Here is a 15,732-nt window from a genome sequence, read left to right as displayed (position 1 = left end):
CCTACTTACGCTTCTTGCCGGCCGTACGACGGCGGACGATCAGCTTGTCGCTTTCCTTGTTGGCGTGACGCGTGCGGCCCTCAGACTGGCCCCACGGCGACACGGGGTGACGTCCACCGGACGTCTTACCCTCGCCACCACCGTGCGGGTGGTCAACCGGGTTCATCGCGACACCACGAACTGTCGGGCGAACGCCCTTCCAGCGCATGCGGCCGGCCTTACCCCAGTTGATGTTCGACTGCTCGGCGTTACCGACCTCGCCGATCGTTGCACGGCAGCGCACGTCGACGTTGCGAATCTCACCCGAGGGGAGACGCAGCTGAGCATAGGGACCGTCTTTAGCAACAAGACGAACCGAGGCGCCAGCCGAACGGGCCATCTTCGCTCCGCCGCCGGGACGCAGCTCGATCGCGTGGATCACGGTACCGGTAGGGATGTTGCGAAGGGGCAGGTTGTTGCCCGGCTTGATGTCAGCCGATGCTCCCGACTCAACGACGTCGCCCTGCTTCAGCTTGTTGGGCGCGATGATGTAACGCTTCTCGCCGTCGAAGTAGTGCAGCAGCGCGATGCGTGCGGTGCGGTTGGGGTCGTACTCGATGTGAGCAACCTTGGCATTCACGCCGTCCTTGTCGTTACGACGGAAGTCGATAACGCGGTACTGGCGCTTGTGGCCACCACCGATGTGACGAGTCGTGATGCGACCCTGGTTGTTACGACCGCCGGTCTTGGCCAGCGGGCGCAGCAGTGACTTCTCAGGCGTCGATCGCGTGATCTCGGCGAAGTCAGCCACTGACGAACCGCGGCGACCCGGGGTCGTGGGCTTGTACTTACGAATAGCCATGTCTGTTGTCCTCTATCCCGACCGTCAGCCGACTGCCGTGAAGATGTCGATGGTGCCCGACTTCAGGGTCACGATGGCACGCTTGGTGTCTTTACGCTTTCCGAGTCCAAAGCGGGTGCGACGGGCTTTTCCGACGCGGTTGAGCGTGTTGACCGAAGCGACCTTGACGCCAAAGATCTTCTCGACAGCAAGCTTGATCTCAGTCTTGTTCGCGCGAGGATCCACGAAGAACGTGTACTTTCCCTCGTCGATCAGGCTGTAGCTCTTCTCCGAGACGACCGGCTTCAAAATGATGTCGCGCGGGTCCTTGTTGACGGCGGTCATGCCGATACCTCCGAGGTTTGGCCGGACTTCGACGCGACGAAGGCATCGTATGCGGCCTTGGTGAAGACGATGTCGTCAGAAACGATCACGTCGTAGGCGTTCAGCTGGTCAAACGTCAGCACGTGCACGTACGACAGGTTGCGAACGCTCTTGACTGTGATGTCGTCGCCACGTTCGATGACAACGAGAACCTTCTTGGTGGGAGCCAGCGCGGTAAGAACCGTGGCGGCAGCCTTCGTCGAAGGGGCGTCGTTGATCGCGAACGTGTCAACGATGTGCAAACGCTCACCGCGAGCACGGTCACTGAGTGCTCCGAGGAGTGCACCAGCAATCATCTTCTTCGGGGTGCGCTGCGAGTAGTCGCGGGGCTTCGGCCCGTGGACAATGCCACCACCTGTCATGTGCGGTGCGCGGATAGAACCCTGACGGGCGTTACCCGTGCCCTTCTGCTTGAAGGGCTTGCGACCGGCACCGGAAACCTCACCACGACGCTTGGTCGAGTGGGTACCCTGTCGTGCTGCCGCGCGCTGCGCGACGACGACCTGGTGGATAAGCGGGATGTTCGTCTTGACGTCGAAGATGGCGCTGGGCAGCTCTACCGAGCCAGCCTTCTTGCCATCAGCCTTGTGGACGTCGAGCGCGAGAGTCGAGTCAGCCATGTGCTCAAGCCCCCTTCACTGCGTTGCGGACGTAAACGATGCGGCCACGTGCGCCGGGTACAGCGCCCTTGACGAGCAGCAGACCCTTCTCGGCGTCGACGGCGTGCACCGTGAGGTTCAGGACGGTCACGCGCTCGCCACCCATACGGCCAGCCATGCGCATGCCTTTGAAAACACGGCTCGGGGTCGACGATGCGCCGATCGAACCGGGCTTGCGGTGGTTACGGTGCGAACCGTGCGATGCCGAAACGCCCTTGAAGTTGTGGCGCTTCATGACACCGGCGGTGCCCTTACCCTTGCTCGTGCCAACGACGTCGACCAGCTGGCCGGCATCGAACACACCGTCAACGGTCAGTTCCTGACCAAGTGTGTAGTCAGCGGCGTCAGCGGTGCGCACCTCGGTCACGTTGCGTCGCGGCGTAACGCCGGCAACATCGAAGTGACCTTCGAGGGGCTTGTTCACCTTGCGGGGATCGATCTGGCCTGCGGCGATCTGAACGGCCTTGTAGCCGTCCTTCTCGTCGGTGCGGATCTGGGTCACGACGTTCGGCGAAATCTCGATGACCGTTACGGGGATGAGCTTTCCCTGCTCGTCCCAGACCTGGGTCATGCCGAGCTTCGTACCGAGAAGGCCCTTGGAAATCTTTGAGTTGATGTCAACCATGCCGAGCCTCAGAGCTTGATCTCGATGTTGACATCGGCCGGAAGGTCAAGTCGCATGAGCGAGTCGACAGCCTTAGGCGTCGGATCGATGATGTCGATCAAACGCTTGTGGGTGCGCATCTCGAAGTGCTCGCGGCTGTCCTTGTACTTGTGGGGCGACCGGATGACGACGACGACGTTCTTCTCAGTCGGAAGGGGCACGGGGCCCACAACTGTCGCGCCAGCACGGGTCACGGTGTCGACGATCTTGCGCGCCGACGAATCAAGGCCGGCGTGGTCGTACGACTTCAGGCGAATGCGGATCTTCTGTCCCGCCATTGTCTGCTCACTCTCTGTCTCGCGTCTTACCACACCGGGTTCGGGGGCATTGGACGCACGGTGACGCTGTTGCGCCACGGCACTTCACACCGCTTTCACGGGGATACTGCACCGCTGTTTTCATGTCAATCCAGCATTTTCATGCCGGCTCCAACATCTCGTCGCACGCATAGGTGAAACCCGGTTTCCCGGTGGAGATCGTTGGATTGGATGCTCTTCTGCCCGCGGCCTAGGAATCTACGCTTTCACGCTACCTATGCACTGCCCTGGCAGTGATTCAGCGCACACGCAATGCGGGCGCCGAAATGTGGAACTTCACTAGTGTACGTGTGGATTCCGTCACCCGCAAACCCGGGCGTGTCGCGTTCTCGGTGCCGGCGCATAACAACGAGAAAAGCCCCGGGTCCGAAGACCCGGGGCTTTCAGTAAAACGAGTTACGCGGTCTGACGACGACGCATCAGGGCGATAACGGTAACGGCGATACCACCCATGAGGAGGACGCCACCGCCAACCCAGATGCCGGTCATCGACGCGGTGTCGAATCCAGTTGCGGGAAGCGCAGTGCCGCTGCCTGCGGCAACCCCACTGTCGATCGTTACAGCCGCTGACGCACCTGACGATTGGCCCACCGCAGCGAGCGAGTAAGAGCCGGATGCATTGGCGGGAAGCGTGACGGCGACACTCGCGTCGCCATCTTCGTCGGCAGCCTTCGTTATCGAGGTGCTGTTGACGACGAACCGAACGGACGAAAGCGTTCCGCCAGCGCCGTTCTCACCGGTCAGTGTGAACACAATGGGCTCTTCATCTTCGAATCCGCCGAATTGAACGGTCGAAGTACCACCTGGCGTGATGGTCACCGTTCCAGTCGGGCTGGAAGGCGTGTAGGCGTTGGCTGCGGCGGGGGCGGCAATGAGAGCCACGACCGCGATGGCAACCGCAGCAATCTTGGTGCGAAGGTTCTTCATTATTTCTCCGATGCTGAAGAGAGTTAAAGGTCTGGTGTGTTGTCGATCGCGCGGTAATGATCCAGAGAGAAGAGCCCCACGACAACAGAGGAATTTCTAAATAGAACTTCCTTCGACCTTCCCCCGGTAATCACCATAACGGCATTCTTATGAACTTCACAAGCGCCGATGCGTTGCGACCGTGAAATTCATCTAAAAGAAACATAACGGCGAGCAACCTGCAACATGACAAAAGGGCCGAGCCCGAAGGCCCGACCCTTTTGCCGCAGTCGAAATGACTACTTGATGATCTTGGTCACCGTGCCGGCGCCGACGGTGCGGCCACCCTCACGGATCGCGTAACCGAGGCCCTCTTCCATGGCGATGGGCTGAATCAGCTCAACGGTCATGTCAGTGGTGTCGCCGGGCATGACCATCTCGGTGCCCTCGGGCAGCGAGATGACGCCGGTGACGTCGGTGGTGCGGAAGTAGAACTGCGGACGGTAGTTCGTGTAGAAGGGGTTGTGACGCCCACCCTCGTCCTTGGACAGGATGTAAGCCGTGCCCTCGAAGTTGGTGTGGGGCGTAACCGAGCCCGGCTTCACGACAACCTGGCCGCGCTCAACGTCTTCACGCTTGGTACCGCGCAGCAGAAGACCACAGTTCTCGCCGGCCCATGCCTCGTCGAGCTGCTTGTGGAACATCTCGATACCGGTGACGGTCGTCTTCTGCGTCGGACGCAGACCCACGATCTCGACCTCGGAGTTGATGCCCAATGTGCCACGCTCGGCGCGACCCGTAACGACGGTTCCACGACCAGTGATCGTGAAGACGTCCTCGACGGGCATGAGGAACGGCTTGTCCTTGTCGCGTACCGGGTCGGGAATCGACTCGTCGACAGCTGCCATGAGCTCAACGATCTTCTCGGTCCACTCGGGGTCACCCTCGAGAGCCTTGAGACCCGAGACACGAACGACGGGGGCGTTGTCGCCATCGAAGTCCTGGCTCGACAGGAGCTCACGAACCTCGAGCTCAACGAGCTCAAGGATCTCTTCGTCGTCGACCATGTCGCTCTTGTTAAGAGCAACCAGCAGGTAGGGAACACCAACCTGCTTGGCCAGCAGCACGTGCTCGCGCGTCTGAGCCATCGGGCCGTCAGTGGCCGCGACGACCAGGATTGCGCCGTCCATCTGCGCTGCACCGGTGATCATGTTCTTGATGTAGTCAGCGTGACCGGGAGCATCGACGTGCGCGTAGTGACGCTTCGGCGTCTCGTACTCGACGTGGGAAATGTTGATCGTAATGCCGCGCTGACGCTCCTCGGGAGCCGAGTCGATCGACGCGAAGTCACGCTGCTTGTTGACGTCTGACGGGTACTTGTCTGCAAGCACCTTCGAGATCGCCGCGGTGAGCGTGGTCTTGCCGTGGTCGACGTGACCGATCGTTCCGATGTTCACGTGCGGCTTGGTCCGCTCGAACTTGGCCTTAGCCACTGGGTCCTCCTCAGGACGGTCGTGTGTAGTGTTTCGGCCGCTGGATGCGGCCGACTCGCTACGGGGATGGTTCTCAGTTTAGTAGAGAGGGAGTGATTATTGCTGTGAAGTTGTATAGGTGGTCCCGATCGCGTCGCGAAGCTCGGCGACCGAGACCACACAAGGACCTATTCGCCCTTGACCTTTTGGATGATCTCGTCCGCGACGGCCCGCGGGACATCGGCGTAGCTGTCGAACTCCATGGAGTACACAGCGCGGCCCGAGGTCTTTGATCGCAAGTCGCCAATGTAGCCGAACATCTCGGAAAGCGGCACGTTCGCACGTACAACCTTGACGCCAGCGGCATCCTCCATTGACTGAATCTGTCCACGACGAGAGTTGAGGTCGCCGATGACGTCGCCCATGTACTCCTCAGGAGTACGCACCTCGACCGACATGATCGGCTCGAGAATAACGGGGCTTGCCTTACGAACAGCCTCTTTGAAGCCCATCGATCCGGCGATCTTGAACGCCATTTCTGACGAGTCAACATCGTGCGATGCGCCATCCATCAGTGTTGCCTTGATGCCCACCATGGGGTATCCGGCCAGTACACCGACATGCATTGCATCCTGGAAGCCCTGGTCGACGGGACCGATGTATTCACGCGGGATGCGTCCACCGGTGACCTTGTTCGAGAACTCGTAGGTCGTTTCTGCAGTGACCTCAAGCGGCTCGATAGCGAATTGGATCTTTGCGAACTGACCCGATCCACCCGTCTGCTTCTTATGCGTGTAGTCGTGACGCTCAACGGCCTTGCGGATCGTCTCGCGGTACGCAACCTGGGGCTTTCCGACGTTGGCCTCAACGCGGAACTCGCGCTTCATACGGTCAACGAGGATGTCGAGGTGAAGCTCACCCATACCCTTGATGACAGTCTGACCGGTCTCCGAGTTCTGCTCGACGCGGAACGTCGGGTCTTCCTCGGCGAGCTTCTGGATCGCAAGACCCAGCTTCTCTTGGTCGGCCTTGGTCTTGGGCTCAATAGCCACCTCAATGACCGGCTCCGGGAACGTCATCGACTCAAGCACAACCTGGTGCTGCGAGTCTGACAGGGTGTCGCCCGTGGTCGTGTCCTTGAGGCCGATGACCGCGTAGATGTGACCGGCGGTGACAGCGTCAACCGGCATCTCCTTGTTGGCGTGCATCTGGAAGATCTTGCCGATGCGCTCTTTCTTGCCCTTGGTGGAGTTGACGACCTGCGCACCCGAGTCGAGGTGACCCGAGTAAACGCGGATGTACGTCAAGCGACCGAAGAAGGGGTGCGTCACGATCTTGAACGCGAGAGCCGCGAACGGCTCCTCGCGGTCGGCGTGACGCGGGATGACGACCTCTTCGTCCTTCGGATCGTGCGCCTCGATGGCGGGCACGTCGAGGGGCGAGGGAAGGTAGTCAACAACAGCGTCGAGCATCGGCTGAACGCCGCGGTTCTTGAACGCCGAACCGCAGAGCACGGGGTAGAGCTCGCTGTTGATCGTCATCTTGCGGATCGCAGCCTTGATCTCAGCAACAGTGAGCGCTTCGCCGCTGAAGTGCTTCTCAAGAAGCTCTTCGTCGGATTCGGCAACCGTCTCGAGAAGGATTTCGCGGTACTCCGCAGCCTTGTCGGCGAGGTCAGCCGGGATCTCCTGGATCTCGTACTTCGCACCCATCGTGACGTCACCCTTAGAGTCACCGGGCCACACGAGCGCGCGCATCTCGACGAGGTCGATCACGCCAACGAAGTCGTTTTCGGCGCCAATCGGCAGCTGCAGCACGAGCGGCTTCGCCTTCAGGCGGTTGACGATCGTGTCAACGGTGAAGTAGAAGTCAGCGCCGAGCTTGTCCATCTTGTTGACGAAGCAGATACGCGGAACGTCGTACTTGTCAGCCTGACGCCACACGGTCTCGGACTGAGGCTCAACACCCTCTTTGCCGTCGAAGACAGCAACCGCGCCGTCAAGCACGCGAAGCGAGCGCTCGACCTCGACGGTGAAGTCCACGTGGCCGGGGGTGTCAATGATGTTGATCTGGTTCTTGTCCCAGAAGCACGTCACAGCAGCGGAGGTGATCGTGATGCCACGCTCCTGCTCCTGCTCCATCCAGTCGGTCGTCGCCGCACCATCGTGCGTTTCGCCGATCTTGTGGTTGACGCCCGTGTAGAACAGGATGCGCTCGGTCGTCGTCGTTTTTCCGGCATCGATGTGCGCCATGATGCCGATGTTGCGGACCTTGGTCAGGTCGGTGAGCACGTCTTGTGCCACGGGGGTTCCTTACTGTCGGAAGCCGAGAGATCGCGGATGGCGATCAGGCGGGTGATGGGGCGGGCCGGTATCGACCCGCCCCGAGAGCTGTTACCAGCGGTAGTGAGCGAACGCGCGGTTCGACTCGGCCATCTTGTGGGTGTCTTCACGGCGCTTGACCGCGGCACCCAGGCCGTTGGAGGCATCCAGAATTTCGTTCTGGAGGCGCTCAGTCATCGTCTTTTCACGACGACCCTTTGCGTAGCTGACGAGCCAGCGAAGCGCGAGGGTGTTCGCACGGTGCGGCTTGACTTCAACCGGCACCTGGTAGGTCGAGCCACCGACGCGGCGGCTCTTGACCTCGAGGGTCGGACGAACGTTGTCGAGCGCCTTTTTCAGCGTTGCGACAGCATCCTGGCTGTTCTTTGCTTCGACACCGCGCAGAGCGTTGTAGACAATCGCTTCAGCGATGGACTTCTTGCCGTCAACGAGAATCTTGTTGACGAGCTGGGTGACGATCGGGGCGCCGTATACCGGGTCGTTGACAACGACCCGACGAGGTGCTGGACCTTTACGAGGCATCTAACTCAACCCTTCTTGGCGCCGTAGCGGCTGCGAGCCTGCTTACGGTTCTTGACAGCCTGGGTGTCCAGGGCGCCGCGGACGATCTTGTAACGCACACCGGGAAGGTCCTTCACACGGCCGCCGCGAACCAACACGAGCGAGTGCTCCTGCAGGTTGTGGCCCTCGCCGGGAATGTAGGCGGTGACCTCGGTGCCGTTACGGAGCTTCACACGAGCGACCTTGCGCATCGCCGAGTTCGGCTTCTTGGGGGTGGTCGTGTACACGCGAGTGCATACGCCCGCCTGCTGCGGGTTCGACTTCAGCGCCGGAGCCTTGGTCTTTGAGACCTTCGGCGAGCGGCCCTTGCGAACCAACTGCTGAATGGTTGGCACGTTCTCTCCTTGATTGTGCTGCACGGTGACAGCTTCGTGTCTCCCCTCGGGCTTCGCGGATCTTTACGTTCCGTGTCGCCGGAGGCTCACATGTATCCACCAACGCAACAGAATGACTGACGCGTGTTGTGGTGGATATGCCGTGGGGGCGACCTGTTCGCAGGCCCTTCCCTGAGATGATGTGCCAAGCGGACCTATTTCGTACCGGAGCACGACACAGGGCGCGCTAGGCGCACACCCGGTCAATGATACGCGGGTTTAGAGACGCTGGTCAAACGACGAGTGCAACGATCAGCACGATCACAGCAACGATCAGGATGCTGGCGCCCACCGCGACGGCGATTGCACGCCGCCGCGCGCGCCGTCGCGCTTGCCGGAGCGCGCCGATACCGCTCACTGACGCCTGCGGCATTGTGGGCGCGGGTGCTGCGCGCACAACCATCGCGGGGGCCGCCGCGCGTGGGCGGTATATCTCTCGCGCCGACGACGATGCGCCCGCCTCCGGCGCAACAGTGGTCTCCGCCGCCCGTACGCTCCGCTTAGAGCGATCCCCCTCACCTCGCGCCGCAACGAAGGTGTCATCGTCGGTGTCGGTGTCGGTGTCGGTGCGAGCCTTTCGCGATGCGATGAAAGTCTCGTCATCAGTCGCGTGATCATCATCGACCCCGGACCTTCGCGCGGCGATCACCGTCACGTCGTCTGGATCGATGTCCGCATCGGGGACAGGCTTTCGCGCAGAAACGAATGTATCGTCGTCTCGGTCTTGCGCCTCCATACGGGATCGGCGCGCACCAAGAACAGTGTCGTCGAGCCCATCATCGAGTTTCTCATGACGGTCGCTGTCGCTGGCGCTGGCGCTGTCGCGCGTGGTCATCCCTCGCTCCGGGCCAACTGTACTTCTGCATCTCCGAGAAAGAATCGGTCGCCGGCTTCGGTTTCGACTCCAGGGTCGATGTCGATGTCCGTACCCATGAGCGTCGCGAACGTCACGCCATTCGTCGAGCCGAGGTCAGTGATGAACCACGTGTCGGAGCGACGCACCAGCAGAGCATGCGTCTTCGACACTGTCCGCGTGTCATCCGATATCGCGACGAGCTGAGCCCCGGGGTGCGCCGGGTCTGCACCCGGCCGGCGTCCGACAATGACAGTGTCCGCCGTCAGATCGATGGGCGCGCCCTTCGGCGGCACGAGCCGCCAGAGCACACGACGGCGCCGCGCAATGATCGTCTCGTCGAAGCTCTCGTCTTCGTCTGGAGCGCTTTTCGCGTACAGCGCTGATACAGAGGACAGCGCTGAGCGTGGCGCCCCGGCATCCGGGACACCGACAACGGCGGATACCTCGCCGGATGCCTCGGGGAATGAATCGCTCTCAGGCTCGTCAGCCGGCGCCGCCGGGGTTCGTCGTGCCCACAGTGCGCCAGCGGGCTCAGGAGCGGGAGGACGGGTGACGGCCGGCGACGGCACGATGACGTTGGGCTCATCGAGATCGTCGCCATCGAGATCGTCCTCATCGAGACCATCGCTAAAGCGTTCGCTCGCGGTGGTGGGTGCGGATGGCACCTCGGAGATGATGCTGCCGCCTGTCGTGCGCGCGATGTCGTCGATGGGATCAGGCTCAGGCTCCGGCTCGCGTTGCGCTTCGGGAAGTGGGCTCCACCAGTCCGGCGCAGACATCACGGGTGCTTCGCGCTCGGGAACGACCGCGGCAGGCTCAGGCGCTTCAGGTTCAGGTTCGGATGCCGCGGGCTCAGGCGTGGCGGCTGGCGCTGGCGCCGTCTGCGGCACAGGGGCTACGGGTATGTCGTGCGCCTCGTCGTCGCGCGAAGACACCACATCGCCGAAGAGGAGTTTTATGTCGGCAGTATCGGCGTTATCAGGAGTATCTGACTGCTCGGGTTCGGTCGGCGGCACGATGCTCGAGCCGAACCACGACGAGACAGTCGGCCCGTTGCGTACCGGATCCGGGTACTCTTCCGCACGCTGATCCGGCGGCGGTTCGGTGAGGATCGGCGGGAGAACGAGAGAAGGCCGTGGCTCCGCGCCGTAATAATCAGGCACTGTCCCGGCCTGCACGGGAGACGCTGTGTTGTCTGTGCCGAGCCATCGCGCCGACCCGAAGCCGAGCACAGTCGCCCACACCGGCAAAAGAAATGCCGCCAATACTGTCATTCCAGCGCCCAAACCGAACGATCGGTTGATCTGATAACAAGCGACGATGATCGTCACCGGCAGCAGAATCGCGCCGAAAATCGGGATGAGTCCCAGCAGTACGAGCCATCCCGAAAAACCGCCCAGCTGAAGCAGGGTGACGGTGTTGACAATCGGCACCCAGCCTTTCCAGGGCGAAGCGCCCGCTTTCCGGAACACCGCAGAAAGCGCAACTGCCAACCAGATGTAAAGCAGCAGCAGGACGACGAGGGAGATCAGTACCCCGACAACGGGAGCGAAATCGTTCATGATGTGGTGCGACGGCTATTGCGACGCTTCCTCCTCTCGAGACTTGCTGCGACACGGCGTTCGGGCTGAGACGCCGTAAAACGAATGAACGATCTCAACGATAGAGCGGTTCGGACGCGATGCCAGAGACTGCCCTCTCTTGCGTAGGCGCGTCGCTCCTGTTCCACGGCTACCCAAAACGCATCAGCCTCCGCTTCTGATGCTCCATCGACCGAGAAAACGGCCCTGTCAGCGTCGCGGGCAAGCGTCGTTGCGGCACGCGTATCAAGCGCCGCGGCGAGCTCATACCGCGTCGACAGTGCGGGGATGCTGCGACCCGCGTCCACTGCTGCGTCAATAAGCTCGTCCCATCCTCCGGTGATCTTGCCCACCGGCTCTGGGCGACTGCGCCGCCCGCGCCGGCGGAGCCCACGCGCCGCAGTGACAAGGAGGAGGGGGCCGAACAGAACCAGAACGATGAGCAGCGCGATGCCCACAACGCGAAGGCTCGTCCACAGCCACGAAATGTCTGCGGTGACGTTCTCGTTGTTTTCGTCAGCCGTTGTGTCATCTTGAACGGGGTTTGGCGGCACGACTTCTTCGACGGAATCCGGTCGCACTTCAGTCATGTTCTCGGGATCGCGCTGTTCAGTGACCTCCAGGCTCGGAGACTGCTCGTGCTGCGGCGTGACATCAATGGGTACCCATTGTCCGTCAGCTGATTGCACTTCGGTCCACGCGGCAAGGTCAGCGGCGCGGCATGCACCCTCATCGCACGTAGAGAGCGTGGCATCCGTTGTGCTCACACGCGCGCCTACGACAATGCGCGCCGGGAATCCGAGGCTCTCGGCCATAAGTGCAACCGCGACAGCGAACTGCTCATCGTCGCCGACTGCGGCAACGTAGTTTTCGGATTTCTTCGCCCGAGGGTCGCTTTCTCGTTCGAGCAATCGCGAAAAAAGCGTGTCTATTCGCGCGAGCGAGTGGCCGGATGCACTCGGCTGAAAGCTGTAATCCCCCAATGATTCCGCCCACACCGGAGTCTCATCGCCCACCGAAAGCGCATGGCTGAGGTAGCCACGTTCGCGCAGAAGCGTCACGAGCCCGTCGAGGGCTTCACCGCCAGAACCCGAGACGTGCTCCTCAATCCACGACTCTAGGTTTGCCGGCAGCTCGACGGTCATGTCGCTGGTCCCGGGAGCTTCAATCGCGGTCACGTCAGTCGTTGAGGGCGTGACGGACGTGAGGCGATAAGCGTCGCCCGATTCGAGCCCACCATCAGCTGTTTCGATGCCGGCCGCGGCATCTTGGCTGTAATAGAAAGCGTCGGCAAGCGCCGCTGCGCGATCACCAGAGAACGAAACTTCGACGAGGTTCCCAGCTGTCGGGACCCAGACTCCACGGAGGCCGTCGATCTCAATGTCGAGGTCGGTCGGTGTACCACTTCCCGCGTCGAGCGCTGAGGGCACGCGCACGAATGTCGCTGACGCCGTCTCTCCCCCCGCACGGTAGACCTCACCGTCGTAGTTATCCAACGTCGCCAGTCGGATGCGGTCAGGCATCTCTCCCGTGGACGTGACGGTGAACAGCACCTCGTCGGCCCGAGAATCTGCGAACTGCGCGCGATACTCGGCGAGGGGACTTATCTCGGCGGAGAGGTTCAGGTCAGGACCGACAGCTGAGCGCAGTACGTCACGCGACAAGGCGCTACTTGCCCACGGCACGACAGCGACGGCCACCACAAGAGCGCACACCACCATGGCCGCCGCAAGCGCCGCGCGCGATCGATCAAAACGCGACCCGCGTGCCGCGCTTCTCCTACCGCCCGTGATGGTCACCCGCTCCAACGCGCGCTGACGCTCATCACGACTGCGCCAGGAGAGCCACAAAACAGCAGCGAGGAGGGTCGCGGCTCCAATGAGGGTTTCAATCGGCGCCGTAATTTCGAGGCCGCCGAGACGCACCGGGTCGCTGACGCTCGTGCGCCCGAAAAGAAGCCCGAAGAAGGGCATTGCGATGCCGACGATGACCGCGGCAGCACCGATTCGATCAGACCTCCACGAGAGAAGGAGTGCCATGCAGGTTCCGACGAGAAAAACGATCAGCGCAGGCACGAGCAGGTTTCGGTAGTTCCCCACCGGGAGTTCCACTGTCAGGAGGTCTTTCCACCCCAGCACTGCCCCGGCGAGCACGTCGCCGAGACCCGCGGCAACCGTGGACACACTCGTCATGCGGGAAGGCACGGCCAGCGGCACTCCGAGCACGATGACCGCACCGGCGAGGCACGCTGCAATGAGCCAGGCGGAGAGCTTTCGCCACGCTGCGAGCCAGGCAATTCCTGCCGCCGCCGCAACGGCGACGCCCACCAACAGGATGAATTGGAGGTTGCGGTACACCGGCCAGGCGGCGATCGCTGCGAGCGTGACGGCGACGCCGACATAGATCGATCCCGACACAATTCTTCCGGCAGCTGGAGCGGCGCTCATGAGGCCGCCCCCTTGAGAAGCAAACCAGCAAGGTCTTCGACGACACCCACAGTGAGCACTGTCAAACCCGCGATCGCCTGCATCCTGGGGTGAGCTCGTTCGTCGCACACGATGACGAACACTGCGACATCAGCAGGAAAATGAAGCGCAATTCTTCGCAGCTGCGTCAGTGAGAGCATCGACCCGACAACGACGAAGGCCACCGAGAGACGGTCACCTGCATCCACCGCGAAGCGCACGACATCACCGACCGGCATTGTGGCGTCGTGCAGTTCTACGCGACTGAAGCCGTCGAGCATCGCGCGTGGAGTTGCCACGGGCACCCGCTCCACGGCGCGCACGCGCCCACGCACGACTCGAGGGATCTCAGAACCGGTCATGATGTCGAGATCACGCGCATCGCGAAGAGCTCGCAGCCCGAGCGAGGCCGCGCACGCCACGGCGAGTTCGTACTCGTCGGCATCCAGGTATTCGTCCCGGGCTGCGGCTAGCACGACCGCCATCCGGGAACGTCGCGATTCCTCGTATTGACGCACCATGAGCCGACCGGTCTTGGCGGTCGACTTCCAGTGGATCTGGCGCTGGGAATCGCCGGGTGCGTACTCCCGGATGGCGTGAAATGACATATCAGCGTCTACGAGACGCCGCGTGGGGTTGCCCTCAAGATCGCGAATCAAGCCAGCGCTCGTCGACGGCAGCGACACGGTGCGCGCGTGCACGAACAGCTCGTGCACGTCATCGAAGGTGTGTTCGCGTCGCAGCAGGCCGATCGGATCCGACCGTACCGTTGTCGCGGGTCCGACTGTGACAACGCCGCGGCGAAGCGCCGGCAGATCCAGCGGCTGCGCCACCGAACGCCCCGGACGAAGGAGCGGAACACCCACCTCAACCAGCCCCGCGCCGACCGGCACATCGAGCCTTCCAGGGAGAACCACTCGGTTGCCCACAGCGCGCACGGTAATTTCTCCCGCCGCGCTGTCTCCGGCTGTCACTCGATCGTGGCCGAGGGTGAGATCAACAGCGTATGAGCGAGCACCGAAGAGAAAGGGAGCGCTCAAGGCGAGAAGCACCAGCGCGATGACGGCCGCAACGATCCATTCGACCCAGCCGAAGACGAGGCCTAACAACAGCCCGACTGTGGCTGTCGCGACCACGATCGCCCCCGCCGGCCGAACCGTGCGGGCGCTCCAGACGACGGCGACTCTTACGCCACGACGGATGCTCCGCCACGCCGCCGACGACCAGACCATAGCCGCTACAACGCGGCGACCACGGCGCACACTCGTCTGAGTACGAGTGGTCTGGCCCGTGTGAGCAGACGTCGATGTCGACGTCCGTGCGATACGAGATTCGGTCGGGCTCATCCGGCCTCACGCTGCGAGGGCGGTGCGACATCAAGCAAGACCTGACCGATGACTGCCTCTTGAGTCACTCCGTCAAACTCTGCCTCCGCGTGCAAAATGAGGCGGTGCGAGAGAACCGATACCGCGAGCGACTTTACGTCGTCTGGTGTCACGTAGGTGCGACCCTGTGATGCTGCGCGCGTGCGAACCGAGCGTGTGAGGGCGAGAGCTCCACGGATGCTGACACCCAACCGCACTTCGTCGGCGGAGCGGGTCGCATCGACGAGACGCACGATGTAATCGAGCACGAGCGCATCGACGTACACGGTTGCTGCGAGGTCGGCCATCCCGGCAAGAGCTTGCGGCGTGATCACCGGCGAGAGGTCTGCGGTCGCGACCGAACCACCATCGAGAATACGAATGGTCGCTGCGTGATCGGGATATCCGAGCGATGTGCGCATCATGAAGCGGTCAAGTTGAGCTTCTGGAAGCCGGTAGGTACCCGCCTGCTCGACGGGGTTTTGCGTTGCCAACACCAGAAATGGCTCACCGACAGCTCGGGTGACACCGTCGATTGTGACCCGCTTTTCCTCCATGACCTCGAGCAATGCCGACTGGGTCTTGGGGCTCGCGCGGTTGATTTCATCAGCAAGCACGATGTTGGCGAAGATCGGGCCGGAGTGAAACTCGAACGTGCCACTCTTCTGGTCATACACAGTGATTCCAGTGATGTCGCCCGGCAACAGGTCGGGTGTGAACTGAATACGCGTGTTCGTGCCCTGAACGGACTGCGCGACGGCACGCGCGAGCGAAGTTTTTCCCGTGCCGGGCACGTCTTCGAGCAAAACGTGGCCGTCGCTGAGCATTGCAGTCACTACCAACTCGACAACCTGACGCTTACCGAGGATCGCTCGTTCCACGTTGTCGGAGATCTGCGAGAACGTCTGCGAGAACCAGGTCGCCTGCTCTTGAGTGATCGTCATGTGCATCTTTCTGTGCGGAGAGTA

The 15,732-nt window shown here is 62.0% G+C and carries 15 protein-coding genes; all 15 read right to left on the bottom strand.

Features of this window, described 5'->3' with window-relative positions:
* Position 1 precedes the first annotated feature (1 nt).
* Entirely contained in the window at positions 2-841 is an 840-nt protein-coding gene (rplB, locus tag FHS06_RS04775) for a 50S ribosomal protein L2 (protein WP_167046122.1), read from the bottom strand.
* A gap of 24 nt (positions 842-865) precedes the next feature.
* Positions 866-1,165, bottom strand: coding sequence for a 50S ribosomal protein L23 (rplW, locus tag FHS06_RS04770; protein ID WP_165139812.1), 300 nt, complete (start codon positions 1,163-1,165; stop codon positions 866-868).
* The gene (gene rplD / locus FHS06_RS04765) at positions 1,162-1,824 is read right to left on the bottom strand and encodes a 50S ribosomal protein L4 (protein WP_167046119.1); all 663 of its coding nucleotides are present in this window, start codon (positions 1,822-1,824) and stop codon (positions 1,162-1,164) included. Before rplD ends, rplW begins: the two co-directional genes overlap by 4 nt.
* Before the next feature lie 4 nt (positions 1,825-1,828).
* On the bottom strand, positions 1,829-2,488 hold the full coding sequence (rplC, locus tag FHS06_RS04760; RefSeq protein WP_165139816.1) for a 50S ribosomal protein L3: 660 nt from the start codon (positions 2,486-2,488) through the stop codon (positions 1,829-1,831).
* A gap of 8 nt (positions 2,489-2,496) precedes the next feature.
* Positions 2,497-2,805 (bottom strand): 30S ribosomal protein S10, encoded by a 309-nt coding sequence (gene rpsJ / locus FHS06_RS04755; protein ID WP_045246810.1) that lies wholly within the window; start codon positions 2,803-2,805, stop codon positions 2,497-2,499.
* A 435-nt stretch (positions 2,806-3,240) separates the two neighbouring features.
* Positions 3,241-3,771 carry a hypothetical protein gene (locus FHS06_RS04750; RefSeq protein WP_167046115.1) on the bottom strand — a complete coding sequence of 177 codons (531 nt, stop codon included), beginning with the start codon at positions 3,769-3,771 and terminating at the stop codon, positions 3,241-3,243.
* A 278-nt stretch (positions 3,772-4,049) separates the two neighbouring features.
* On the bottom strand, positions 4,050-5,243 hold the full coding sequence (gene tuf, locus FHS06_RS04745; RefSeq protein WP_167046112.1) for an elongation factor Tu: 1,194 nt from the start codon (positions 5,241-5,243) through the stop codon (positions 4,050-4,052).
* Positions 5,244-5,410: 167 nt separating this feature from the next.
* Complete coding sequence (gene fusA, locus FHS06_RS04740) at positions 5,411-7,525, bottom strand: elongation factor G (protein ID WP_167046109.1); 2,115 nt, start codon at positions 7,523-7,525, stop codon at positions 5,411-5,413.
* Between the two features lie 90 nt (positions 7,526-7,615).
* Positions 7,616-8,086: a 30S ribosomal protein S7 gene (gene rpsG / locus FHS06_RS04735; RefSeq protein WP_165139824.1), complete on the bottom strand. Its 471-nt coding sequence runs from the start codon at positions 8,084-8,086 to the stop codon at positions 7,616-7,618.
* Between the two features lie 5 nt (positions 8,087-8,091).
* A complete protein-coding gene (gene rpsL / locus FHS06_RS04730) occupies positions 8,092-8,460 on the bottom strand; it encodes a 30S ribosomal protein S12 (RefSeq protein ID WP_013584051.1) in 369 nt (122 codons plus the stop codon).
* 271 nt (positions 8,461-8,731) lie between these two features.
* Positions 8,732-9,334, bottom strand: a complete 603-nt coding sequence (locus tag FHS06_RS04725; RefSeq protein ID WP_167046106.1) for a hypothetical protein — start codon at positions 9,332-9,334, stop codon at positions 8,732-8,734.
* Positions 9,331-10,917, bottom strand: a complete 1,587-nt coding sequence (locus tag FHS06_RS04720; protein ID WP_167046103.1) for a DUF5684 domain-containing protein — start codon at positions 10,915-10,917, stop codon at positions 9,331-9,333. The genes FHS06_RS04725 and FHS06_RS04720 overlap by 4 nt, the downstream gene beginning before the upstream one ends.
* Entirely contained in the window at positions 10,914-13,382 is a 2,469-nt protein-coding gene (locus FHS06_RS04715) for a transglutaminase domain-containing protein (protein ID WP_167046099.1), read from the bottom strand. Before FHS06_RS04715 ends, FHS06_RS04720 begins: the two co-directional genes overlap by 4 nt.
* On the bottom strand, positions 13,379-14,746 hold the full coding sequence (locus FHS06_RS04710) for a DUF58 domain-containing protein (protein WP_167046096.1): 1,368 nt from the start codon (positions 14,744-14,746) through the stop codon (positions 13,379-13,381). Before FHS06_RS04710 ends, FHS06_RS04715 begins: the two co-directional genes overlap by 4 nt.
* On the bottom strand, positions 14,743-15,708 hold the full coding sequence (locus tag FHS06_RS04705; RefSeq protein WP_167046093.1) for an AAA family ATPase: 966 nt from the start codon (positions 15,706-15,708) through the stop codon (positions 14,743-14,745). The genes FHS06_RS04710 and FHS06_RS04705 overlap by 4 nt, the downstream gene beginning before the upstream one ends.
* Between the last annotated feature and the right edge of the window lie 24 nt (positions 15,709-15,732).

Origin of the sequence: Microbacterium halimionae (assembly GCF_011761265.1) — a bacterium.
Lineage (GTDB): Bacteria > Actinomycetota > Actinomycetes > Actinomycetales > Microbacteriaceae > Microbacterium > Microbacterium halimionae.
The sequence above is the reverse complement of the archived record's forward strand: the minus strand, read 5'-3'. Positions and strand labels throughout refer to the sequence as shown.

Coding starts and splice junctions, on each gene's coding strand:
- FHS06_RS04750 (WP_167046115.1), bottom strand. CDS start 3,771: ATGAAGAACCTTCGCACCAAGATTGCTGCGGTTGCCATCGCGGTCGTG.
- rpsJ (WP_045246810.1), bottom strand. CDS start 2,805: ATGGCGGGACAGAAGATCCGCATTCGCCTGAAGTCGTACGACCACGCC.
- FHS06_RS04715 (WP_167046099.1), bottom strand. CDS start 13,382: ATGAGCGCCGCTCCAGCTGCCGGAAGAATTGTGTCGGGATCGATCTAT.
- rplC (WP_165139816.1), bottom strand. CDS start 2,488: ATGGTTGACATCAACTCAAAGATTTCCAAGGGCCTTCTCGGTACGAAG.
- rplD (WP_167046119.1), bottom strand. CDS start 1,824: ATGGCTGACTCGACTCTCGCGCTCGACGTCCACAAGGCTGATGGCAAG.
- FHS06_RS04725 (WP_167046106.1), bottom strand. CDS start 9,334: ATGACCACGCGCGACAGCGCCAGCGCCAGCGACAGCGACCGTCATGAG.
- FHS06_RS04720 (WP_167046103.1), bottom strand. CDS start 10,917: ATGAACGATTTCGCTCCCGTTGTCGGGGTACTGATCTCCCTCGTCGTC.
- FHS06_RS04705 (WP_167046093.1), bottom strand. CDS start 15,708: ATGACGATCACTCAAGAGCAGGCGACCTGGTTCTCGCAGACGTTCTCG.
- rplB (WP_167046122.1), bottom strand. CDS start 841: ATGGCTATTCGTAAGTACAAGCCCACGACCCCGGGTCGCCGCGGTTCG.
- rplW (WP_165139812.1), bottom strand. CDS start 1,165: ATGACCGCCGTCAACAAGGACCCGCGCGACATCATTTTGAAGCCGGTC.
- FHS06_RS04710 (WP_167046096.1), bottom strand. CDS start 14,746: ATGAGCCCGACCGAATCTCGTATCGCACGGACGTCGACATCGACGTCT.
- rpsG (WP_165139824.1), bottom strand. CDS start 8,086: ATGCCTCGTAAAGGTCCAGCACCTCGTCGGGTCGTTGTCAACGACCCG.